At 43.4% G+C, this 21,694-nt stretch carries 13 protein-coding genes and 1 tRNA gene; 13 read left to right on the forward strand and 1 reads right to left on the reverse strand.

The window, feature by feature from the left end:
* The first annotated feature begins 111 nt into the window (after window positions 1–111).
* The 8 genes from AB4232_RS05880 to AB4232_RS05915 all read left to right on the forward strand — a co-directional run bounded on the left by AB4232_RS05880 (window position 112) and on the right by AB4232_RS05915 (window position 14,395).
* Entirely contained in the window at window positions 112–4,605 is a 4,494-nt protein-coding gene (locus tag AB4232_RS05880) for an amino acid adenylation domain-containing protein (RefSeq protein WP_372086573.1), read from the forward strand.
* 372 nt (window positions 4,606–4,977) lie between these two features.
* Window positions 4,978–5,949 (forward strand): Fe2+-enterobactin ABC transporter substrate-binding protein, encoded by a 972-nt coding sequence (fepB, locus tag AB4232_RS05885; RefSeq protein WP_372086575.1) that lies wholly within the window; start codon window positions 4,978–4,980, stop codon window positions 5,947–5,949.
* A gap of 32 nt (window positions 5,950–5,981) precedes the next feature.
* Window positions 5,982–7,022 (forward strand): iron ABC transporter permease, encoded by a 1,041-nt coding sequence (locus AB4232_RS05890; protein WP_065678738.1) that lies wholly within the window; start codon window positions 5,982–5,984, stop codon window positions 7,020–7,022.
* A complete protein-coding gene (locus AB4232_RS05895) occupies window positions 7,019–8,080 on the forward strand; it encodes an iron chelate uptake ABC transporter family permease subunit (protein WP_102257351.1) in 1,062 nt (353 codons plus the stop codon). The genes AB4232_RS05890 and AB4232_RS05895 overlap by 4 nt, the downstream gene beginning before the upstream one ends.
* Before the next feature lie 186 nt (window positions 8,081–8,266).
* Entirely contained in the window at window positions 8,267–11,482 is a 3,216-nt protein-coding gene (locus tag AB4232_RS05900; protein ID WP_372086578.1) for a condensation domain-containing protein, read from the forward strand.
* 198 nt (window positions 11,483–11,680) lie between these two features.
* Window positions 11,681–12,493 (forward strand): ABC transporter ATP-binding protein, encoded by an 813-nt coding sequence (locus AB4232_RS05905; protein WP_009846403.1) that lies wholly within the window; start codon window positions 11,681–11,683, stop codon window positions 12,491–12,493.
* A gap of 5 nt (window positions 12,494–12,498) precedes the next feature.
* Entirely contained in the window at window positions 12,499–13,200 is a 702-nt protein-coding gene (locus tag AB4232_RS05910) for a 4'-phosphopantetheinyl transferase (protein ID WP_009846404.1), read from the forward strand.
* A gap of 163 nt (window positions 13,201–13,363) precedes the next feature.
* Window positions 13,364–14,395, forward strand: coding sequence for a potassium channel family protein (locus AB4232_RS05915; protein ID WP_372086580.1), 1,032 nt, complete (start codon window positions 13,364–13,366; stop codon window positions 14,393–14,395).
* 118 nt (window positions 14,396–14,513) lie between these two features.
* Here AB4232_RS05915 and AB4232_RS05920 read toward each other — a convergent pair whose 3' ends face one another.
* The gene (locus AB4232_RS05920; protein WP_012603640.1) at window positions 14,514–15,083 is read right to left on the reverse strand and encodes a UPF0149 family protein; all 570 of its coding nucleotides are present in this window, start codon (window positions 15,081–15,083) and stop codon (window positions 14,514–14,516) included.
* Window positions 15,084–15,253: 170 nt separating this feature from the next.
* On the opposite strand from AB4232_RS05920, the gene AB4232_RS05925 reads away from it, so the two are divergent.
* The 5 genes from AB4232_RS05925 to AB4232_RS05945 all read left to right on the forward strand — a co-directional run bounded on the left by AB4232_RS05925 (window position 15,254) and on the right by AB4232_RS05945 (window position 21,681).
* Window positions 15,254–17,710 (forward strand): ATP-binding protein, encoded by a 2,457-nt coding sequence (locus AB4232_RS05925; protein WP_372086582.1) that lies wholly within the window; start codon window positions 15,254–15,256, stop codon window positions 17,708–17,710.
* A gap of 248 nt (window positions 17,711–17,958) precedes the next feature.
* Entirely contained in the window at window positions 17,959–18,408 is a 450-nt protein-coding gene (locus AB4232_RS05930; protein WP_009846408.1) for an L-alanine exporter AlaE, read from the forward strand.
* Window positions 18,409–18,588: 180 nt separating this feature from the next.
* Window positions 18,589–18,679: transfer RNA gene (locus AB4232_RS05935), tRNA-Ser, on the forward strand.
* A gap of 596 nt (window positions 18,680–19,275) precedes the next feature.
* Window positions 19,276–20,202, forward strand: a complete 927-nt coding sequence (locus AB4232_RS05940) for a LysR family transcriptional regulator (RefSeq protein WP_372086584.1) — start codon at window positions 19,276–19,278, stop codon at window positions 20,200–20,202.
* Between the two features lie 225 nt (window positions 20,203–20,427).
* Window positions 20,428–21,681 (forward strand): D-amino acid dehydrogenase, encoded by a 1,254-nt coding sequence (locus tag AB4232_RS05945; RefSeq protein WP_372086586.1) that lies wholly within the window; start codon window positions 20,428–20,430, stop codon window positions 21,679–21,681.
* The last annotated feature ends 13 nt before the right edge of the window (window positions 21,682–21,694 follow it).

The following is a 21,694-nucleotide window of genomic DNA, read 5'->3' on the forward strand; positions in this document are numbered from 1 at the left end:
AAAATGATAACGCTTATCATTTTTGTTTGAGTTTATTCTTAAGCTGGTGTATTACATTAGTTTAATAAGCCTCGTGGCACATTAAATGGATGAATGAGTGTGGAAATGAAGATGAGAGAATTGACGACTGTACAGGCTGCTTATTATGTCGGTAGGCAAACAGGCCAATCGATGGGAGGCGTAGCGGCTCATATTTATGCTGAATTTGATGGTGAAAATATCGACTCAGAAAAATTGGCAAGTGCGGTGAGGAAGTTGTACATCAATCATCCTATGTTACGGATGAAAGTTACTTCTGGTGGTCAACAAACCATCGCTCCTTTATCTTCTGTTCATCAACTTATCATTGATGATATTGAACACCTTTCACCATCGGCTACCCGTGACTTTTTAATAGAGAAGCGCACTGCTATTACTGACCAGAAACTGGATTTAGACAATGGGCAGGCCGCGCAGATCGGTATCACACGTCATTCTAAAGTGCAGTGCCGTTTGCATATAGACGTAGACATGATTGCTGTGGATGCACAGAGCTTCCGAATCTTAGTCGAAGAGTTGGCTAAGCTCTATAGCGATGAACATCAAGGCAACGAGACACAAGAGAAGAATTCGTTCTTTGAATATTTAGATAAACAAGCGGCGGACAATTACCTCGTAGCTAAACGACAGTCTGATAAGACATGGTGGCAACAACGATTACCAGACATCGCTGGAGCACCTGAGTTTCCGTATGTTAATGGGGATATTGATCGTCAGCATGGGCACAGTCAGCGGTTCACACATCAGTTGACTCAAGAGCAACGGTCTTCGATCGAAGAGTTAGCCAAGAAACACCACTTAACCTTAACCCAACTTTTTCTAACGCTTTTCTCTCAAGCCGTAGGTAGCTCTTGTAACAGCCCTGATTTTCGATTGAATGTGCCGACTTTTCACCGCGGTTTCTATACGAACGATGCAGAGACAACGATAGGTGATTTCTCGAACTTGCTGATCTACAGCGCTAGCTTGAAAGCTCAAGAATCAACGCTTAATCATTGTCGTCGTACTGCCAATCAACTGAACCAATTACTCAACCATGAAAGCTATTCTGGTGTAACGGTGATGCGAGATTTATCGCGTTACTATGGGACCGTGCAAGCATCGCCTATCGTATTTACATCGGGAATGGATGTTGAAGGTGATGATTTATTCTCTGAGGCAGTCACAAAAGTCTTCGGAAAAATGAACTGGGTAATCTCTCAAGGTGCTCAGGTTACATTAGATGCACAAATCGCGCCTGCGTACGAAGGTATTTTTGTCAATTGGGATGTGCGAATGGACGTGTTCCCTAAAGGCTTTGTCGATACCTTGTTTAACAAGTTTATTGCGATTGTTCAATCTTTAGCTTATGAGCCTAATAGCATACATAACTCTTTGGAAAGTACGCTCGCTCAGTTAGGTTATGCATGTCCTTCGTTACCCTTAGTTACCTCTTGTCCAAAGCCTTTAACAGAGCTACAAAAATCTTACCTACTCGGTCGCTCTACTCATATCCCTATGGGTGGCACTGCGATGCATGAATTCCGGGAATACCGAGGGAAAATAGAATCGAGCTTAGTTGAGTCTCGCCTCGAATCATTGGTAAAAAAGTACGATGCGTTACGGATGCACATCGATGAGAACAAGCTTGTTCAGCAGGTGTCGTCTAAGGTGACTTTGAATTTTGACTCCCATGACTTTCGACACTTGTCGATTGAGCAAGCGCTAGAGAGAGTTGGTAAAATTCGTCAAGCGAGTAATCACACGATGCACGACCTGTCGAAGTCGCCATGGCGTGTTTCTGTTATTCAATTGCCTGACTCTGATATCGGTTATCAGACCATTGTCTTTACCAGTTTTGATGCATTAATTGTTGATGGTAGAACACACTCCCTGATTCTTTCTGAATTATTGAAAAAGAATAGCGGGCATTTGCATGAGCTCTGTGCTAACAGCGCTGAGACCAATCACTTTGATAGTGAACATGACACTGCCAAAAGGGAGGCAGATATGTCGTTCTGGCAAAGTAAGCTTGACCCAGAGTGCGCGCCACCTTCACTTCCATGGAAACAGCGATTGGATCATATAAAGGCTTCGCGTTACCAGCGAGAAAGCATTGTTATAGACAAAACTGCATTAACTCAGTTAACGATGGCGAGTGCAGCCAACAGCTTGTTTTTGAACTCAGCACTTTCTGCTCTTGTTCTTGAAGGGATGTCGTATTGGACGACAGAACAAGAGATGAGAGTTGGTTTTCCGGTAGCGATCCCACAAAGCGATCAACCTCTTGGTAATGGTTCGACGTTCGTGATTTTGGAGTACCGAAAGAATAAAGGCAGCTTGCTAGAGCGAGCACAGGGTATGCAAAATGATATGTTTGAGGCGCTTGATCATCTCGACTTTTCTGGTGTTGATATCAATCGTCAGTTAATGACTTCGCGAACCAGTTCATTGGCTTTACCTGTTGTAGTGACGAATGGTCTAACTTGGGATGCATTATCCGATGACGATGAACTCGTCTTCTTTGATGGTATAACCCAAACCCCTCAAGTCGCGTTAGATATCCGCCTTAATTTTGATGAAAGGCGAAATCTAGTATTGAGTTTTGACTATGCGGTTGACGCACTAGATAAACGAGTGGTTGTCTCCATACTTGAATCGATAGAGCGTCACATTGAGACCGTATGTGAGACCCATGATTTTGACATCCCTTCACATAAGGTACTCAACCTTGAACACTATAAATTGAACTGTGATGTAAAAGAGTTTGAATGCTCCAAGTTCTTATCCAAGATAGCGCGTAATCTTGCGGAAAATGCGAGTGATGATATCGCGGTCATTTGTGGTGAACGGCATATCAGCTACAAGGCATTTGGGGAGGACGTCCATAAGGTGATGCAGCATATTGCTCACCTTGGCTTGAAGCAAGGTGATGTGTTGGCCATCTGTTTGCCAAAGAGCCCTGAGCATTTAGTGATGACGATTGCCTGTTCATTATCAGGGATTATATGGGTGCCTATCGATGCTTCATCACCAGAAGAGCGTTTGGATTACCTACTGAGTAATTGCAATGCCAATTTAGTGGTAACTAACCAAACGTCACAGCGTAAAAATTCAGTGCTCTATCAAGCACTATTGCAACCTGTTGAGCAGGCTTATCCATCACTCTCCAATACGGACTTAGAGGTGCTTAGTCAAAGTGAGCATGGTGCTTATTATCTGTATACATCGGGAACAACAGGTAAACCTAAATGCGTTGTAGTGAACAGCAGAGCAACTTCCAATGTCATCGGGGAAACGTGTAAAGCTTGGCAAATAACGTCTGAAGATGTGTTGATGTGCGTAACGCCGTTCCATCATGATCTCTCTGTGTTTGATATTTATGCTTCGTTTACTTGCGGGGCAACCATTGTATTACCAGAGGCTGGTGAAGAAAAAGACGCGATTCGTTGGAATCAATTGGTTGAGAAGCACCGTATTACTATTTGGCAGTCAGTTCCGGCATTGATGGAAATGTTGTTGTCTTGTATGCAGGGTGAAAAACTCAAATCTCTACGCTTAGTTTGCCAAGGGGGGGATTACGTTAAACCTAAAACGATTGATGAACTTAGAGCGCTGGAGCAAGATATTCGCCTTGTCTCAATTGGTGGTCCTACCGAAACCACGATATGGAGTATCTGGCACTTTGTCACCGACGAAGACAAATCGGTTATTCCTTATGGCAGGCCTTTCCCTGCAAATCAGTACTTTATTATGGATGGATTGGGTAAACATGTTCCACAAGGAGTAGCAGGTCGGATCATGACAGTAGGAGTAAACCTTGCGTCAGGGTATTTATCTGATGGAGAGCTTACACAAACTGATTTTGTGACGATAATTGATGATCTAGGTAGTGAGGTCAGAGCGTTTAGAACCGGTGATCTAGGCTATTATCGTGAAGATGGCACCATTATTTTTGCTGGTCGGGTTAATGGCTATGTGAAGGTTAGGGGCGTCCGTGTGTCGTTACCCGATATTGAGAAAGAGTTAAATCGCTGCCCACTGATTGAGCAAGTTTTGATTGTCGACTATACCGAACGTAATGGAGACGTAGCGTTAGGTGCGATCTATAAAGTGGCGGATGGCCAAGTCGCTAATGCTGCTGCTATTCGTGACTTTGCACAGCAATGCTTACCAAACTCCCATGTACCTTCTCAGTTACTTGAATTGGATAAACTGCCTCTCTCTCGAAATGGAAAGTTTGACCGGATTCAAGCGCGAGAAGAGTTGGTTCGTTCAATGACTCAGACGGTGAGCTCTCCACAACTCGCTTCAGCTTCTGTTACTCAGAACAATGAGAAACCGAACAACGCTAAAACGACGTTAACGACATCAGAATTTGGGTCGATTATCGAAGCTTATGAGCAAGTGACGGGAAAACATTTAGAAGGTTTTAGCGAGGAGAGTGCGTTTCTGTCGTTGGGTTTAAAGCCATCTCACCTAAAAGGTGTAGCAGAGAAACTGAGTAAAACGTTTGAGCGTAAGGTGTTTACACGCAAGTTGATTAAATGTCGGAACGCAAAAGAGGTTGCCGACGAGATTTTATAATCACTTTAATAAACCTTCCAGAGAAAGCCGAGCGAATAAAGTTCGGCTATTTTATTTAATTGGGGGGTGTGTTGTCGTGTTAGCCCGCTAAGTTAATTTTTGTTGGTCACGAAATACAAAGGTTACTACATGTCGATTTAACGGTGCGATGTACGTTAGTTGGGTTATTTAAGTTATTTATTTATCAATTGCTTAAAACGAAATTATACTAATGTATCCGCTAGCGAAAACCGGATTTATCTTGATTGTTCTATATGAATATAGTTAGCATATGCTTAATGGCTTAATTCAGAAAAGTTATTCAGACTCAAACTCCCAGTAGTAAGACCATTTAATTCACTAAACGCAGACTAAATGAAGTGTAAATAGTAAATGAGAATCAATATAATTTTTAAAATCATTGTTGTTTTTTTGATTTCAGCTTCAGCTTCGGCTTCTGTTTTCGCAGAAACCGAAATGACATCTCAAAATACTTACCCCAAGACTTTCGTTAATGCGGATGGCTCACAGACAGTGATCCCATCTAAACCGACTCGAATCCTTTCTACCTCGGTGACGATTAGTGGGACGCTACTGGCTATTGATGCTCCTTTAGCCGCAACAGCACTCACTTATGAAGGGAAGTTTTTTAGTCAATGGGCAGATATTGCTGAACAGAGAAGCGTGGAAAAGGCATGGCCTGCCGGCAGCGTTGATTTAGAGTCTGCCTATATCTATGAACCTGATTTGATTGTTGTAGCATGGCGCGGTGGTGATTCGGCGAGAGATCAAATAGCTGAATTTAAGCAAATAGCACCAACCATTATTTTGGATTACACCGCACAATCATGGCAAGACTTGGCTTTGAGGCTTGGACAGGCGACAGGGTTAGAAGAACAAGCCCAACAAAAAATTAGCCAGTTTGAGTTGTTCGTTAACCAGAGTAAAAACAAGCTACAGATACCAGAAGGCGAAACCAATATTGTGGCGTATTTTGGACCTGGAGCTACCAATGCTATCGCTTTAGAGGATGGCGTTCATGCGGACTTGCTCACTGATCTTGGTTTTAAAATGGAAGTGCAAAATCGTCAATGGCATGACAACACCGTGCCTTTATCAGATTTTATGCGCGTCCACTTTGAACTGCTGACTCAACTTAAAGCCGATACGACATTTTTGCTAGAAGCGAGCGACGACAGCGCTAATCGATTCATGCATGACCCAATCTTGATCAACCTTCCGTCCGTCCAGAATAAACAAGTCTTTGGCCTAGGTGAGAATTCATTTCGTATCGATATGTATAGTGCCACTGAAATCGTTAACGACATTGTTCAGCTTTTTGAACGAGATACAAATGCAGGTTAATGGCTAATGCCAATGGGTAAAGGATGTCCGTAATGACAAGTATTGCTGGTCCTGCAGAAGCATTTGAACAGATAAGAAATGGACAACGACGACGATGGCTGATGGCGGGAGTCGTGTTGTTATTTTTTGCCTCGTGTTTTAGCCTTTTTATCGGCACGCATTACATATCGCCGGTAGTGACTTTGGATGCGATTTTTTCTTTTGATCCAACCAACAGTGATCATCTATTGGTTGTCCACCTTCGAATTCCACGCACCTTGTTAGCTTTAGTTGTTGGCGGTGCGCTTGGTGTTGCTGGCGTTATCATGCAAAGCTTAACTCGTAACCCATTAGCAGATCCTGGGATACTCGGTGTCAATGCGGGGGCGACAGTTGCCATAGTCTCAGCGATAGCCTTTCTGGGCATCCATGATATGGCCTATGTGATGTGGTTTGGTTTACTTGGGGCGGCTGTTTCCGGAGCGGGTGTTTTTGCACTTGCTGGGGTCAATAAAGGGGTTAACCCTGTAAGAGTTGTATTGGCGGGAACTGCTTTGTCGGTTGTGTTGCTTGCACTGACTCATATGATCACAATAAACAGCAATGAAATGGTGTTTGAACAATATAGACATTGGGCTGTGGGGTCATTTCAAGGGCGAGGTTACGATGTCTTGATCCCGGCTGCCATGTTAATAGCCATTGGATTAGTAATCGCATTTTCATTAAGTAAAGCCTTAGATACTGTCTCGTTAGGGGACGATATTGGTCACGCCTTAGGTGTTAACCCGATCAAAATATGGTGTTTTGCTTCTATTGCTATTGTGGTTTTAGCGGGGACCTCTACTGCGGCGGCTGGTCCTATCAGCTTTGTTGGTCTTACTGCCCCTCATATTGCAAGGATGGCGGCGGGGCCGGATCATAAATGGTTGATGCCTTTCTCTTTACTGATTGCATCCATTCTGGCGGTTGTCGCCGATGTGCTAGGCCGGATCGTCGGGTATCCCAATGAGATCAGTGTAGGTATTATGATTGCTCTAATCGGCGGGCCATTCTTTGTATTCTTAGTGAAACGTTGGAAGATATCTCTCCTATGATGATTGAGCCTTACACTCTTCAAAATTCTGGCTCGGGAAGTGTTGTACGCTTCGGTCAGTTTTCTTTCTGTTATCAACCGTCTCATATACTCATCGCTTTGATTTTGTTGATATCAGTTTGCGCTATTGCAACTTATTCCATGACATTGGGTAAGTTTAATATCTCGTTGCCTCAAGTGGCCGATATCATTCTTGGGGCTGGAGAGAGGGGCGTAAAAGATCGAATAATTCTTAACATAAGATTACCTAAGGTTCTTACTGCGGTCTTTGTTGGGGCTGCGTTAGGCATTTCTGGTGCGGTATTTCAATCGGTATCAAGAAATGCTCTTGGTTCTCCTGATGTCATTGGCTTTACAACGGGGGCTGCTACCGGGGCAATTGCTCAAATAGTTTTGTTTGAGCAAGGGGCTATCGAAGTGGCAATCGCGGCGATAGTCGGCGGAGTAATCACGGCTGTTATCGTTTACTTACTCGCGGTAAAAGCAGGAGTGGTTGGAGGGTATCGCTTAATACTCACTGGTATTGGGGTCGGGTCCATTTTGAGTGCGCTGAACAGCCTGATGTTAGTTAAGGGTAATTTAGACAATGCCATTTTGGCTAATCTATGGCTTGCAGGATCACTGCATGCTAGGACATGGACACATGTTTATCCTGTACTTATTGGGGTATTTCTCCTCCTCCCTTTTATGATGATACTAAAGCGTGCGCTTGCCATGATAGAGATGGGGGATGACATCGCAACTCAGCTGGGTATCCGAGTAGAGCGAGTCCGTCTTTCTATGATTTTCTTTGCTGTGGTCTTAGCCGCATTCGCGACAGGAGCTGCTGGACCTATTGCCTTTATTGCCCTTGCTGCTCCTCAATTAGTTGGTCGATTGAGAAAGTCGCGAGCATTATCCTTATTCTCCTCAGCCCTTATGGGCGCGTTGTTGGTCTTAACTGCGGACGTTTTAATTCAATGGTTGCCTTTTCAAGCAAGCGTGCCGATAGGCAGGATGACGGGTATTGTAGGTGGCATATATTTAATTTGGCTATTGACCCGATCTCGCCAGTTTTAAGCATAGGTACACATATCTCAATCAACACAAATGAGAATGCTTTACATTAAGCTTTGTTGGGAATAAAGTAAGCCACTGATTTTAATAAGCGTAGAGCTTAGAGCCTCCCCCAGAATACTTGTACTTTAAGGCAGCTTTAGCTTCAAAAAGGACAGTTCTGAATTCTTTCAGACAGGAGAAAGGAACATGATATTTAACTCGCATCACTCGAAGGAAAAGAGTGGATTTGGCAACGCAGTGACAGATTTTGAAGAACGAGTTTGGATGTACCATCAGCAGCATGAAGATTCTGCTCAATACTCAGCTGCTTACCGTCTAGCTGGGGAAGTCAACATTGGTCGCTTGGTTTCTTCGTTGAGTAAAATTTCTCAATTCGTCCCATCCCTTAATGTTTGTTATCAATTTGATGAGGATGCAGGTTTAGTTAAATTTCACGGTAATGAATTTTCTCAGACGATTAATATTGAAGCTGTTGATTCAGTTCAAGATGCTATTTCCCACCTGCAAGCTAATCAATCAACCCCTATAGCGCTGGAATCTCAGTCAGGAATCCAATTTACGGTTTACATTTGCGCAGAGCAAGATGTGGTGTTAGGTGTAGTTTCTCACCAAATTTTGAGTGGTGAAGTGTGCTGGAAAGAAATATTCGAAGTTGTGAGTGCTTTATATAATCATGGCCTTTGCACCATAGAGCAGAGAAAGCAGCCCACAAATATAGGAGGTTTCACGCCAATTCAAAAGCTTGAAGCTCTTTCGACATCTTGTTTGCCATGGATTAAGCGTTCTACACAGGATATTGACTTAGTACAAACCGGTGTCAGTGAAAATGTTTGTTCGTATTTACAAGCATCAGTACCACGTAAGTTTACGACTTCTATTCAAAGAGAGATCTTCGAGAACCGCCTTGGTAGGACGATGAACGAAGTAGAAATCCTCTCAGCTACTGCGGTGCTGTTCGCTCGTTACATCACCGAGTCTAATGATCTCGATAGTCTTGATGTGTTCATGCCGGTTGATATCAGTCAGAAAAATCGAGAAATTAATGGCGCGATGATTGAGACTGGTTTGACTCATCTCTGTTTAGGGCAGCCAATTTCAGACTTAGGCCAAGCTGTTGGCGACCTTACTATGAGGCTAACCGCTGCTCAGTCTAAGACCATCGAGTCAACAGAGTTTTCTCAATCAGCAGCTTTAGTGACTTGGCTTGTAGATCCGTCTGACTATTTGTCACTTGACGATGTAGAGGCTGTGAAATTACCGACCGCACCGCTTCATCCGAAGTTTGAAATCTCTCTTGCGGTTGGCATTAACCGACAAGGTGCCCTGTCATTTGAGTTAGTTACGGGGGCAACGGTTTCTCCTCACTTAGGTGCGTTTCTATTTGAGCAATTTATTGCCTACATTGATGGCCAAAAAGTCACTAAACCTGCATTGGCAAAGCAGGATGTAAAAGCAGCACCGTTGGTGAATGAAAGTGCCGAGCCAGTTTCAATTTTTGAAAAGGCAATACTCGCTGAATTTAGAGATGCACTTTCTATAGAAAGCATGAACAAAGACGATGACTTCTTTGATTTTGGTGGTCATTCGCTTATTGGTACTCGAGTCATTGGTCGCTTGTTGAAGGACCATGGGATTGAAGTGAGCATTGAAGACTTATTCACCTACCGAACTGCGACTGAACTGGCTAAGCGCGCTAAGCCAATAAATCCCACGGTTATGCCGGCATCAGTTGAAGCATCAAGTCCCGTTTCTGAGATAAATTCTACTGCCGAACTCATTTTGGCTGAGTTTAAAGAGGCGTTAGCTTCGGATACGATGACAGTAACGGACGATTTCTTTGACTTCGGAGGGCACTCATTGATTGCAACTCGAGTTATTGGTCGCTTGCTGACTCACCATAGTATTGAAATCAGCATTAATGATCTTTTTGGCAACCCGACGGCTCAATCGCTTGCCGAACAAGCTGTGCCGAAAAGTACCGAGTTTATTGAGTCTTCGGCATCTCTTACCGATGTTGGTTCTACACTTGCTCCATTGTCACTCGCTCAGAATTCTCTGTGGAAGGCGATTCCAAAATACGCCAAATTTGGACTCAATACGATTTTTAACTTACCGTTTGTTTTACGCTTTTTCGATGAATTGGATGAAGTGGCTTTTGGGGAAGCTTGCCGCGATATTCTAGTTCGTCATGCCACTCTAAGAAGCCATTTTTATGAACATAATGGTAATCCATGCCAACAAGTGGTTGATGTCAGTGACATCGGCAATTACAAATGGTTTTGGACTTCAGATGAATGTGAAATCGAAGATAGGGATGAGTTTCTTAAACAAGAGGCAATCCATCCCTTTGATTTAGAGAAGGAGTTCCCTCTTCGAGTAAGATTCATCCGTTGCAAGGATACGGGGCAGCAGTTCTTGTCCTTCTTGTTCCACCATATTGTTCAAGATGAATGGTCAGTGAATTTGATGATGGATGAGCTTAATTTAGCTTATAAACTGCGCGTTCAAGGTCAATCACCGGAATGGAGACATGAAGCTCTTCCAATGCACGAGTATGCTCGTATGCAGAGAAGTTCTGGAACACATCAGAAGCACCTCGATTATTGGTTGGATAATCTAAAAGATGTGCCGTGGTCTACCCCTATATTCCCTAAGAGTCACCCTTTATCAGAGAAGGCTGATCCTCAAGGGGCTAAAGGTGGTTGGGTTATCGTTGAAATTGAAGATAACGTAAGGGATGGGTTATATGCACTTGCCAAGCAGCAAAGCGCATCGCTATTCAATGTTGTTTATGCATCTATTGCAGCGGCACTCAATGTTGTCGGTGCACCCAATAAGCTCATAGTAGGAACCTCGGCTTCGGGCCGACAAGACGTTGAGTATTATGACACGATAGGTTACTTCACCACCGTAGTGGCGCATTTAGTGAATTTTGAACGCGTCCGTACGGTGGCTGAACTGGTAGCCCAAGTGAAACATACGATTAATGATTCTATGCCATATGGCGATATTCCTATCGACCTTATTGAAGAAGGTTTGGTTGGGGGGGATCCCGATGTGGATGGGCACATGTTCGAAGTCTTTATTCAACTTCACGCCAAAAGTAAATTTAGTGGTGCTTTTGAATTGTCTAATGGTGACAAAATCAACTTCCAGCAGGTTGATTCAGATCGAAGCGAATCTGGTTTAGGACTTCAGTTCGAAGTGTTAGAAGAAACCGTCAATGATGAGCAGGTGCTACGTGTAATGATGAGCTACCTTACTGAAAACTACAGTCAAGCTCAGGTTGATCTTCTGTGTGACACACTAAGAGCTCTGTTTGCAGAATTTGCTTTGAGCTCAAAGGGGGATCAGTTGCTCGAAGCAATTAAAGACCGCGTGGTTGAACCCGCAATGTTCTAAAGCCGTAGGTAGATTACTCGTCCAAGAAACCATGCGTAACCTTGAGCAGCATCAAGTCTATTCTTGATGCTGCGCTTTCCCAAGTAACTGAATGGCTAGAGCTATTGAGTTAAGCAATCAAACAGCTAATTGGCTAAATAAGCAAATAGCTAAAGGTTACTTAGGGGATATTGTTTAACTTAAATGAATCAGAAGTTTATGAGCCTATCGACACCGGTTAAATCCAACATTACCTCTCGACTAAATGGAAATAACCTTAAACTTGCATACGATAATCGCGTTATTTGTGAAAATCTCGAACTTAATATTCCTGAAGGTAAATTTACGGTCATTGTCGGACCCAACGGGTGCGGAAAGTCTACCTTATTGAGAAGCTTGTGCCGCTTGTTGAAACCTTCTCAAGGTAAAATTTGTCTTGATGGTCAGAATATTCAAAAGGTGCCAGCTAAAGAGTTGGCGAGAGAGTTAGGGTTACTGCCGCAAAGCTCACAAGCTCCTGAAGGGATTCGAGTCGTTGATTTGGTGGCAAGAGGTCGCTACCCGCATCAAAAACTGTTTAAGCAGTGGAGCTTAGATGATCAAGAGGCGGTCTTTCAAGCGATGGAAGATACTGGTGTCACCGATTTGGCCGAGAGGCAGGTCGATGAACTCTCTGGAGGTCAGAAACAACGAGTTTGGATCGCCATGGTATTAGCGCAAAAGACACCGATAGTATTACTTGATGAGCCAACAACTTATTTGGACGTCGCACACCAGATTGATTTGTTGGAGTTGTTCCGTAGCCTCAATAGAGAAAAAAAACATACTATCGTTGCCGTGCTGCATGATTTGAATCAAGCCTGTCGTTATGCAGATCACCTGATTGCATTTGCTGGTGGAGAAATTGTCGCGCAAGGCGAACCTAAGTCTTTAATTGACGCCAAACTCGTTAAGCAAGTATTTGGCTTAGATAGCGTTATTATTGATGATCCTGTAAGTCATACTCCATTGATTGTGCCTCTGGGGAAGTAACTCGTATGACTTTTTTGTCAGGTTTGCAATTGCTCACCTTTGGCTCGCAAAATATTAAGGTTTGGCAGTACCACTTTGAACGACAAAGGTATACAGATTGCCTTTTTCAAGAACTTGACGTCGCGTTACCAAATGAAATGAAGCGTTCAGTAACTAAACGAAAAGCGGAGTTTATTGCCGGTCGCAGGGCGGCATTGCACGCATTACGCATTGAAGGGTGTGATTGCCTCGAACTGCCCATCGGTGAACACCGATCACCGGTTTGGCCCGAGGGTTGGATTGGAAGCATTTCTCATACCGATGATCTAGCGGTAGCGACGGTCAGTTCATTAAGTGACGTGAGCTTTGTTGGTTTGGATGTTGAAGAGCTCATCAACGAAAACCAGGTTATGTCACTCATGCCTATGTTTGTTAGCCCTCAAGAAATAAAGCACTTAGCCGGGACTCACCTTCCCATTCAATGGTTTGTCACCTTAGTGTTCTCTGCTAAGGAAAGTATTTTTAAAGCCATCTATCCCTATGTTAAGACTTATTTAGAGTTCAGCGACTCAAAGCTAATGAGTATCGATATGGATAAAGGCGAGGCACATTTTCAACTGTGTGAGCGCGGAGAAAAGGCGTTTGGCGAAGCACTAAATCTGTGTGTGTATTTCTTTTTTAAGCAAGGTAAAGTTTATACATTGGTACGCGAACCTCGCCAAGCTTGATTTGATCCAAGAAATTGTTTGTATATATTTCTAAGTCTTTTTGTACCTAAATGTGGACTATTGGCATTATTTTGGGCTCATGTGCCTTTTTCTTAAGATACATCTTGTTGATATCATTTATTTTTTCTAGCATGTAACTAAGAGAAATGGATTAGAGGCTCTAATGATAATCTGGTTACAACTCAAACGTTGGGTCAAAGCGAATATCTTTGTTTTGAATGGCAAAAACCTACTGTTTACTTTCCTCGGCTACGTGTTTTTATCGTGGTCGACATTGTATTTAGCGGGTGAAACGGACTTAACCAACTCGTTTACTACATTTGCATACTATTTAGTCGTGACGGCTTCTACAGTTGGTTATGGCGATTTGTCACCGACAACGGAAGCGGGGCGATGGATTGTTATTTTGTTTGTTATCCCTGGAGGGCTCAGCCTTTTCGCTGCTTTACTGGGTAAGGTGGCAACAGAAGGTGTTGAATATTGGCGAGCGGGCTTGTTAGGTAAAAGGAGAGTTAGAGTGGAAAACCACATTTTGATGTTGGGGTGGAATGAACAAAGAACCATTCATCTCATCCGTATGCTGCAACATGAAGAAACGGGCAAGCGACCAATCGTATTATGTACGCGTTCAGATATCGAAAATCCGTTACCCGGTGAGATCAATTTCGTTAAGGTAAACAGCTACACCGATGGTAAAGAGATGGAGAAAACGGGCATTGAGTCAGTCAGCTGTATTCTTATTGATAACCCCGAAGACGACATCACGCTGTCTGCAGCGCTTTATTGTGCGAACCGAAACCCTAAGGCTCATCTTCTGGTTTACTTTAAAGATGAGGCGTTGAGCGATTTACTGCATCAACATTGCCCAAACTCTGAATGTATTCCGGCAGTGGGTGCCGAAATGCTGGCTAAAGCTGCGGTTGATCCCGGTTCAAGTGCGCTTCATCAAGAGCTTTTAAGCTCAACTAGAGGTATGACACAGTATTCGACGTATTACCCTAAAGATGCCGAACCTGTAACCGTCGCGCCTATTTTCTCTGTATTCAAAGAGAAGTATAAAGCAACGCTGATCGCGATTGATACGGGGAGTGGTATAGAGCTTAATCCGGAGTTAGACCAAGTTGTCAGCAGCGGTACTAAGTTGTTTTACATTGCCGATGAGCGAATTGATCATTTCGATTGGAAAGGCTTTTAGACGGCTATTTAGTGTCACCTGAAACGAAAGAAGGCCTCATTGTGAGGCCTTCTTACTATCGTTCGAATATAGCGCAGCTTATTTCTTTTATATCTCTCGCTTTAGAGAGTATGGAAAATTATTGTGCTTCGGCTAATGCGATACCGCGTTGCGTTAACCCGCAAAGCATCACTGGCACAGCGTTAAAGATCTCTTCAAATTGCTCAAGGCCTTCGATGCCTTGTTCTGCAAGCGTAGCAATGGAAGTTTCTGGATCGTAAAGCATGCTGAGTGAAAGCAACACGCCGCCGACCAGTGCGTTGTCTTCACTGTCTTCGGGCATCAGTGTTTCCCAATCATCACGGGCAATCTGCCAGCCTTGAAGTAAGCCTTCACAAAAATCGCGAGCGGCTGTGTTTACAACTTCTGCATCGTCTAATTGACAAGCTTCGGGCCAACCCCAAGTACCTTCGATCAGTTCTGGGCGGGTTTTGTTCCAAAGCGCGATGATAACTTCAATGTAGCTTTCCAGCTGTTCACCATCGGTAAAAGGTGCGACTTCTTCACCACCCCAAAGGAATGGCAGCCATTCATGAGGGGTTAACACATTTGGAGCGGCTGCCATTGCAGTGACAAAGCCCATGGTTTTGTGTTCTGTGATTAGCTTTCCTTCCAACTCTGGAAGCGCAAGAATATCTTGTAAAGTCAAAGTGAGGTACCGTAAAAGGGAACATATTTGTGCTTATAGTACCAATGAACTTGCGCCAATCAAGCTTCATCTAAAAACGCTTGATGTCATTAGTGATAAACACTAGGTTAAACAGAAAAGAAAATAACAAGATAATTATGCAAATACGCTCGTCTCTCAAGAAAAAAAGTATGGTAGCGCTTGGTGTATACCTCGCAATGTTCATTGCCATTGTCGGTAGTGTGACGTATTACGTCGTAGAATCTCCTGTACGCGCTAAGTTGCAACAAAACCTCGACTTACGTACACAACTGTTATCGGAATTGATTACAGCACCCCTCGGCAGCTCTCAAGGTTTTGTTGATAGTTTGGTTGGTTTCGCTCAGGCGCAGCGCAGTGATACTGATGTTATACCGTTATTTATTAAGTCAATGTTGGCGGCGAGCGATGACACGATCGTCAGCGCAGGTATTTGGCCAGAACCGCATGCATTGGATTCTGATAAAATCCTTAACAGTTATTTTTTCAACAAAGCCGACGATGGTGATATTGACCAGCTCTTTTCTTATAACAACCCCAAAAATGCGCCTTATCAGAACGAATATTGGTATACATCTGTAGTAAACAAAGCGCAGGGAACCATTGCATGGAGCAATGTGTATATTGACCCATATACACATGTTCAAATGATCACAGCATCTTCACCTTACTATTACGATGGAACTTTTGCAGGTGTCGCGACGGTGGATCTCTCACTCGAAGAGTTACTCGGCTTTATCAAGAACCATGCGGAAGAATACAACCTTGGTATTACTCTAAGAGACAAACTCAACCAAGTGTTGGTTTCTCATAACTTCAATCTCGTTGATGGGATTTATATTAGTAGTAACCAATTTGGAGAGTTTGGATGGCAAGTGGATGTCGTCAACTCAAAATCACGAGTAGCAGACGAAGTGTTTCGTCAGGTAATGAGCGTTGAAGGCGGTATTGTGCCGCTGTTGTTGTTGTGTGTCATGGCCGGTTATTACTTACTGAACCGCTATTTGATAAGCCCAATCACAACGATTGCCGCCCAAGTTGATAGTTCTAAAGCGGGCGAGATCATCGATGTTGACTACTCTAGTGATGATGAAATCGGACATTTGATCAAAACCTTCAACGAAAAAACCATCTATCTCGAAGCTGAGAAGGTTAAAGCTCAAGCATCAACCAATGCCAAAACGGCTTTTCTTGCGACCTTGTCACACGAAATTCGTACCCCGATGAATGGTGTATTAGGAACGGCTCAGATCTTACTGAAAACCCCTTTGAGCACAGAGCAAGAGAAGCATCTTAAGAGCCTGTATGATTCGGGTGATCATATGATGACGTTACTCAATGAAATTTTGGATTTTTCAAAGATAGAGCAGGGTCGGTTAGACCTGGATGAAACACGATTCCCGCTTGATTCAATTATAGGAAGTATCAACAGTGTCTATTACACATTGTCTTCCGAGAAAGGGCTTCAATTCAAAGTGTACTCCGAAGTGCCTTCTGGTCGTTGGTACTTCTCAGACAAAGCACGCCTTCGCCAAATTTTATTTAACCTCTTAAACAACGCAGTCAAGTTTACCTCTCGAGGCTTTGTCGAGGTGTACCTTAAAGAAGTCGTAGAGGGAAGTGACACCTACCTTAGTATTCGAGTTCGCGACACCGGTATTGGTATATCTAAAGAAGCACAAAAACGTATTTTTAAACCGTTTGAACAAGCTGAGTCTTCGACTACGAGACGCTTTGGCGGTACTGGTCTCGGGTTGGCGATTGTGAAGAAAATTGCCCAATTGATGGAGGGCAGTATTAGCGTCACCAGTGAAGAAGGGATAGGCACCAGCTTCGATGTTCGCTTGAAGATTAAACCTTGCCAGCCTGGCGAAATAGAGAGCTTGCCACATAAGAAGTTAGATTACTCTGGCTTGAAGGTACTGATTGTCGAAGATAACCGAACCAATACCGTCATTATTGAAACTTTCATGAGCAGTAAAGGCTTTACTTGTAAGAGCGTCGAAAATGGTGAACTTGCGATACAAGCCGTGGTGGCTGAGCGCTTTGATTTGGTATTAATGGATAACCATATGCCAGTGATGGACGGCGTTGAATCAACCACTGCAATTCGAGCTTTGATAGGTGAGATATCATCGGTACTGGTGTTTGGTTGTACGGCTGATGTCTTTAAAGAGACTCGCGAACGTATGCTTGGTGCGGGTGTGGATTATATTATTGCCAAACCGATTGATGAGCGTGAGTTGGATGATGCGTTATTCCGCTATTCAAACAAGCTTTACCAATACCATGAAGTTAAAGCTCATGATCTTGATTGCCTGGATGTGAAAAAAAACGATTCGCAAAGTAACAGCGAGTCACTACCTAAACCTGATCTACGAAACAAAGATAACACAGAAGAGCTACTCGTCACGCTGTACGTTGCGCTCGAAGATAATAACTTAGCGCTGATTAAGTCTGCATTAGAGAGCTTGCGTGTTCATGCTGAACCTATGAATAATGCAAAGCTCACAGATCACGTCGATAAAGCTTTAGAGCAGGTTTCTCTCGGTTTCACTCCTGAACAAGAAATCATCAATACCATTACGGTAAATATTCCTATGGCATAGTTGTTGTTTAATTACGGAAATATAATAACAAATCGCTCGTTATTTGACCTTTGTGGGTTTTGTTGGTGGAAGTGACTGCTTTTAAAGTGGTTTTTGGTTGTTAATTTACAACTTTATTTTTAATTTGGAATGTATGACTGCTTATCTTGTGATTTAATAGTGATATTATCTGGTTAGGTGTAATCTAGCCTTGTTTATGTGTTGTTAAATCACCAATGAAGTAGTGATATATTTTAGGTTTGTCGTCAATGAAGTCTCGTGGTCCATTCTGTATTCGAAACGCAGCTGCGGATACATTCGCTATGGTCGTTTTCTGTTTTATTTCTGGAATGATTGTTGAAGTGTTTATTTCTGGTATGACGTTTGAGCAGTCTCTTGCTTCTCGAACGTTATCTATTCCGGTAAACATAGCTATTGCTTGGCCTTATGGAGTCTTTCGTGATTGGTTCTTGCGTAACGGCGCAAAGCTTTCACAAAGCTCATTGATGAAAAACTTGTCTGACTTGGTGGCGTACGTGTTATTTCAGTCACCTGTGTACGCCGGTATTTTATTGGCAGTAGGTGCTTCAAGTGACCAGATTGTTACGGCTGTCACCAGTAACGCTGTTATCTCATGTGGTATGGGCGTGCTGTACGGTTATTTCTTAGATATGTGCCGTAAATGGTTTAGAGTTCCGGGCTACTATCAACAAGCTTAAGAAAAGCAACAAGCGTAAGTACAACGATAGAATGAAATTTGGTTTGTTTTTGATCTAATGAGTTAATTTGTAATCGAACAGACTGAAAAAGGCACTTTTTTTGATAATGCCTCTTGACCAAAGCAAGCAGAATCAATAAAGTAGCGCCTCGTTGAGTGAGAAGCTTAACACACAATTTGTGGAAGGATGGCTGAGTGGCTTAAGGCGCTCGCCTGGAAAGCGAGTATACGTTTATAGCGTATCTGGGGTTCAAATCCCCATCCTTCCACCACTATTCAAAACCCTAGCAGAAATGCTGGGGTTTTCTCGTTTTAGAGCACCTATATTTTATCTCTATCTCTATCTCTATCTCTATCTCTATCTCTATCTCTAGCCCAAAGTCCTTTGCCTAGTTATCACGCCTTCCAACGCTATTTATGACCACTTGCTTACTGTGATTGGTATTATACCAATCGTAGTAAATAACTGGTCACCCTAGCTTGTTAAAAACCTCGATAACTTCGTTAGAATTTTTGATTGTAGAATAACTACTTATCGAAAAATTCTGCCTTGTTCTCAAGCTTTTTTCCTACGCTATGTTTGATCACTTATTTACTGTGATTGGTATTACTCAAGTGAAAGCCGAACCACACAGGTGCCATGTCATCGAAAATGCTTCGTTAAGCGGTTTCAAACAGGTTCTTTAAGCTCTTTCCATCTGTCTATCAAGAGTAGATCGAATAAACGTGCATGAGCCTTTAGCTGTCTTGAAGTGACTCGGTGCACAAGTTAGTAAGTGTAAATACGTTCTTGATAAAATGGGATACATGTTCGCAGCCAATTTGTGAGACGCTTGATCTAGTGTCAGTCGAATCACAAGGAAGTTGAATGCATCACTTTAATATCCGCGCTCTTGAGTATTTAAACGCGTTGTCAAAGTATGGCTCATTGCGTAAGGCATCCAAGATGATGAATGTTGACCCTGCTGCAATGAGCAGAATGCTGACCCAGCTCGAAGCGCAAGCGGAAATGAAAGTTTGGGAACGCAACAACCGCCAATCACTGTTAACTGAGGCGGGTAGTGAGCTGCTGCATTACTATCGTTCCATTGTTCGTGGAGAGGCTGCAGTGCTTACTCGACTAGCCAAGCTTAAAAACCTCAAAGGAGGCAGTGTCAGTATTGCCATCGGTGAAGGGTTTATTACCAACTTGGTGTCAAAGCCGATGCAAACCTTTATGACCCGTTATCCTGATATCAACCTTTCTATTGAAATTGCTGGGGCATTGGACGCGGTCAAGATGTTGGAAGATCAACAGATAGACTTCGCAATAACCTATGCTTCTGCTCCACATCCTAAGCTGCACTCCCACGTTGAACGTAGCCATCCGCTCGAATTGATTGCTCCGAAGGGGCACTTCCTTACGATGAAAGAAGCGCCTGTGACACTGCAAGATATTAAGGATGTGTCTTTGGCGTTGATCGACAACTCAACAGGGATGGGTCGATTGGTCAAGCAGGCCGAGCAAATGTCGCATTTCACGTTAGAACCTAAGCTTCAGACTAACTCAGTCACTGCACTGACTAACTTTGTCTCAGCAGGGTTGGGTGTCACCTTTATGCCTAAGCTCACGGTGTTCGATGAGATAAAGTCAGGACAGATTGAAGTGGTTGCGACCGAGTTGGAGATGCTATCGAAGGCGACGGTTAAGGTTCAATCTTTAAAAGGCCGCGCACTCACGCTACAGGCCGAAACCTTGTTAGATTTCTTACTCGAGAATGCCACTTTCTTGAGTCATGACGCTTACAATATCTAGGCTTAATCGATTTAGGTAACGACTGCTCCCAAACTTCCAAATACCGCCAATATCACAGTTCCAAACTGCCGAATTCGTTTTTTAGTCTAATTGAGTTTATGTCAACGCTCTCCCTATTGATAAGTCAACATACGCAGAATAAGTTACAAACCATTAACGAAACGAGTTTTAGACTGACAGCTGTGTTCGACAGATTTTGGCTTTGTCGGGCATTAGGGGAAGAGAATGGAAGTTATTGTGATTGGCAGTGGTGTTATTGGGTTAACCAGTGCTTGGTATCTGGCGAAAGAAGGTCATTCAGTGACGGTTATTGAGCGTCAAGATAGCAGTGGTAAAGAAACCAGCTTTGCGAATGCAGGGCAAATTTCTTACGGATATTCTTCACCATGGGCGGCACCGGGGATTCCGTTGAAAGCAATGAAATGGCTTACCCAAGAGCATGCGCCTCTAAAAGTGAAGCCGTCACTTTCTCCTGAATTAGTTGCTTGGGCGACTAAGATGTTGGCCAACTGTAATGAAGCCAAGTACGCCATGAATAAGTCACGTATGTTAAGAGTGGCAAACTTCAGTCGAGAGTGTCTCACTCATCTAAGAACCAGTGAAGATTTAGCTTATGAGGGCAGGCAGAAAGGCACCTTGCAAGTATTCAGAAGCGAGAAGCAACTCGATGCTATTCAGCAGGATATGAAGCTATTAACAGAGAGTGGGATCGAACACTCGCTGTTTGATGTTGACCAGTGTCTGTCAGTGGAGTCGGGTTTAGCGGACGTTAAAGACAAGCTGGTGGGCGGCTTATACTTACCTCATGATGAAACCGGTGATTGCCATCAGTTCTGTTTAACCTTGACTGAGAAAGCCAAGCAACTCGGTGTTAGGTTCGTGTTTGATACTGAAGTGGTAAGTTTGAATCATCAGAATCAAGCCATTGAGACTATTACAACGACTCAAGGCGAGTTTAAAGCGGATGCTTACGTGGTCGCGTCAGGAAGCTATTCTCGAGAACTATTAAAGCAAGTCGACTTGTCTATCCCGGTTTACCCAGTGAAAGGATATTCACTAACATTGCCTATCGTGAATGTAGATAAGTCACCGACTTCGACTGTTATGGATGAAACCTACAAGGTCGCGATGACGCGATTTGATGATCGTATTCGTATCGCGGGTACGGCAGAACTCGCTGGTTTTGACTACCTAATCCCAGAAAAACGCAAAGCCACGATTGATATGGTGATAAAAGATCTTTTCCCACAAGCGGGGGACTTTTCTAAGGCTGAATACTGGACTGGGCTAAGACCAATGACGCCAGATGGCACGCCTATCATCGGCAAGACGCCTATCAAAAATTTATTTACCAATACAGGTCATGGAACATTAGGTTGGACAATGGCATGTGGCTCAGGAAAGATCTTAGCAAGCATAGTCAGTGGCTCTGCCTGTGATATTAAATCTGATGACTTAAGTATCCATCGTTATTTGTAGCGGCATGACACCG

The sequence above is a fragment of the Vibrio sp. 10N.286.46.A8 genome (assembly GCF_041470165.1).
In the GTDB taxonomy this organism is placed as follows: Bacteria; Pseudomonadota; Gammaproteobacteria; order Enterobacterales; family Vibrionaceae; genus Vibrio; species Vibrio tasmaniensis_A.

Coding starts and splice junctions, on each gene's coding strand:
- AB4232_RS05880 (WP_372086573.1), top strand. CDS start 112: ATGAGAGAATTGACGACTGTACAGGCTGCTTATTATGTCGGTAGGCAA.
- fepB (WP_372086575.1), top strand. CDS start 4,978: ATGAGAATCAATATAATTTTTAAAATCATTGTTGTTTTTTTGATTTCA.
- AB4232_RS05890 (WP_065678738.1), top strand. CDS start 5,982: ATGACAAGTATTGCTGGTCCTGCAGAAGCATTTGAACAGATAAGAAAT.
- AB4232_RS05895 (WP_102257351.1), top strand. CDS start 7,019: ATGATGATTGAGCCTTACACTCTTCAAAATTCTGGCTCGGGAAGTGTT.
- AB4232_RS05900 (WP_372086578.1), top strand. CDS start 8,267: ATGATATTTAACTCGCATCACTCGAAGGAAAAGAGTGGATTTGGCAAC.
- AB4232_RS05905 (WP_009846403.1), top strand. CDS start 11,681: ATGAGCCTATCGACACCGGTTAAATCCAACATTACCTCTCGACTAAAT.
- AB4232_RS05910 (WP_009846404.1), top strand. CDS start 12,499: ATGACTTTTTTGTCAGGTTTGCAATTGCTCACCTTTGGCTCGCAAAAT.
- AB4232_RS05915 (WP_372086580.1), top strand. CDS start 13,364: ATGATAATCTGGTTACAACTCAAACGTTGGGTCAAAGCGAATATCTTT.
- AB4232_RS05925 (WP_372086582.1), top strand. CDS start 15,254: ATGGTAGCGCTTGGTGTATACCTCGCAATGTTCATTGCCATTGTCGGT.
- AB4232_RS05930 (WP_009846408.1), top strand. CDS start 17,959: ATGAAGTCTCGTGGTCCATTCTGTATTCGAAACGCAGCTGCGGATACA.
- AB4232_RS05940 (WP_372086584.1), top strand. CDS start 19,276: ATGCATCACTTTAATATCCGCGCTCTTGAGTATTTAAACGCGTTGTCA.
- AB4232_RS05945 (WP_372086586.1), top strand. CDS start 20,428: ATGGAAGTTATTGTGATTGGCAGTGGTGTTATTGGGTTAACCAGTGCT.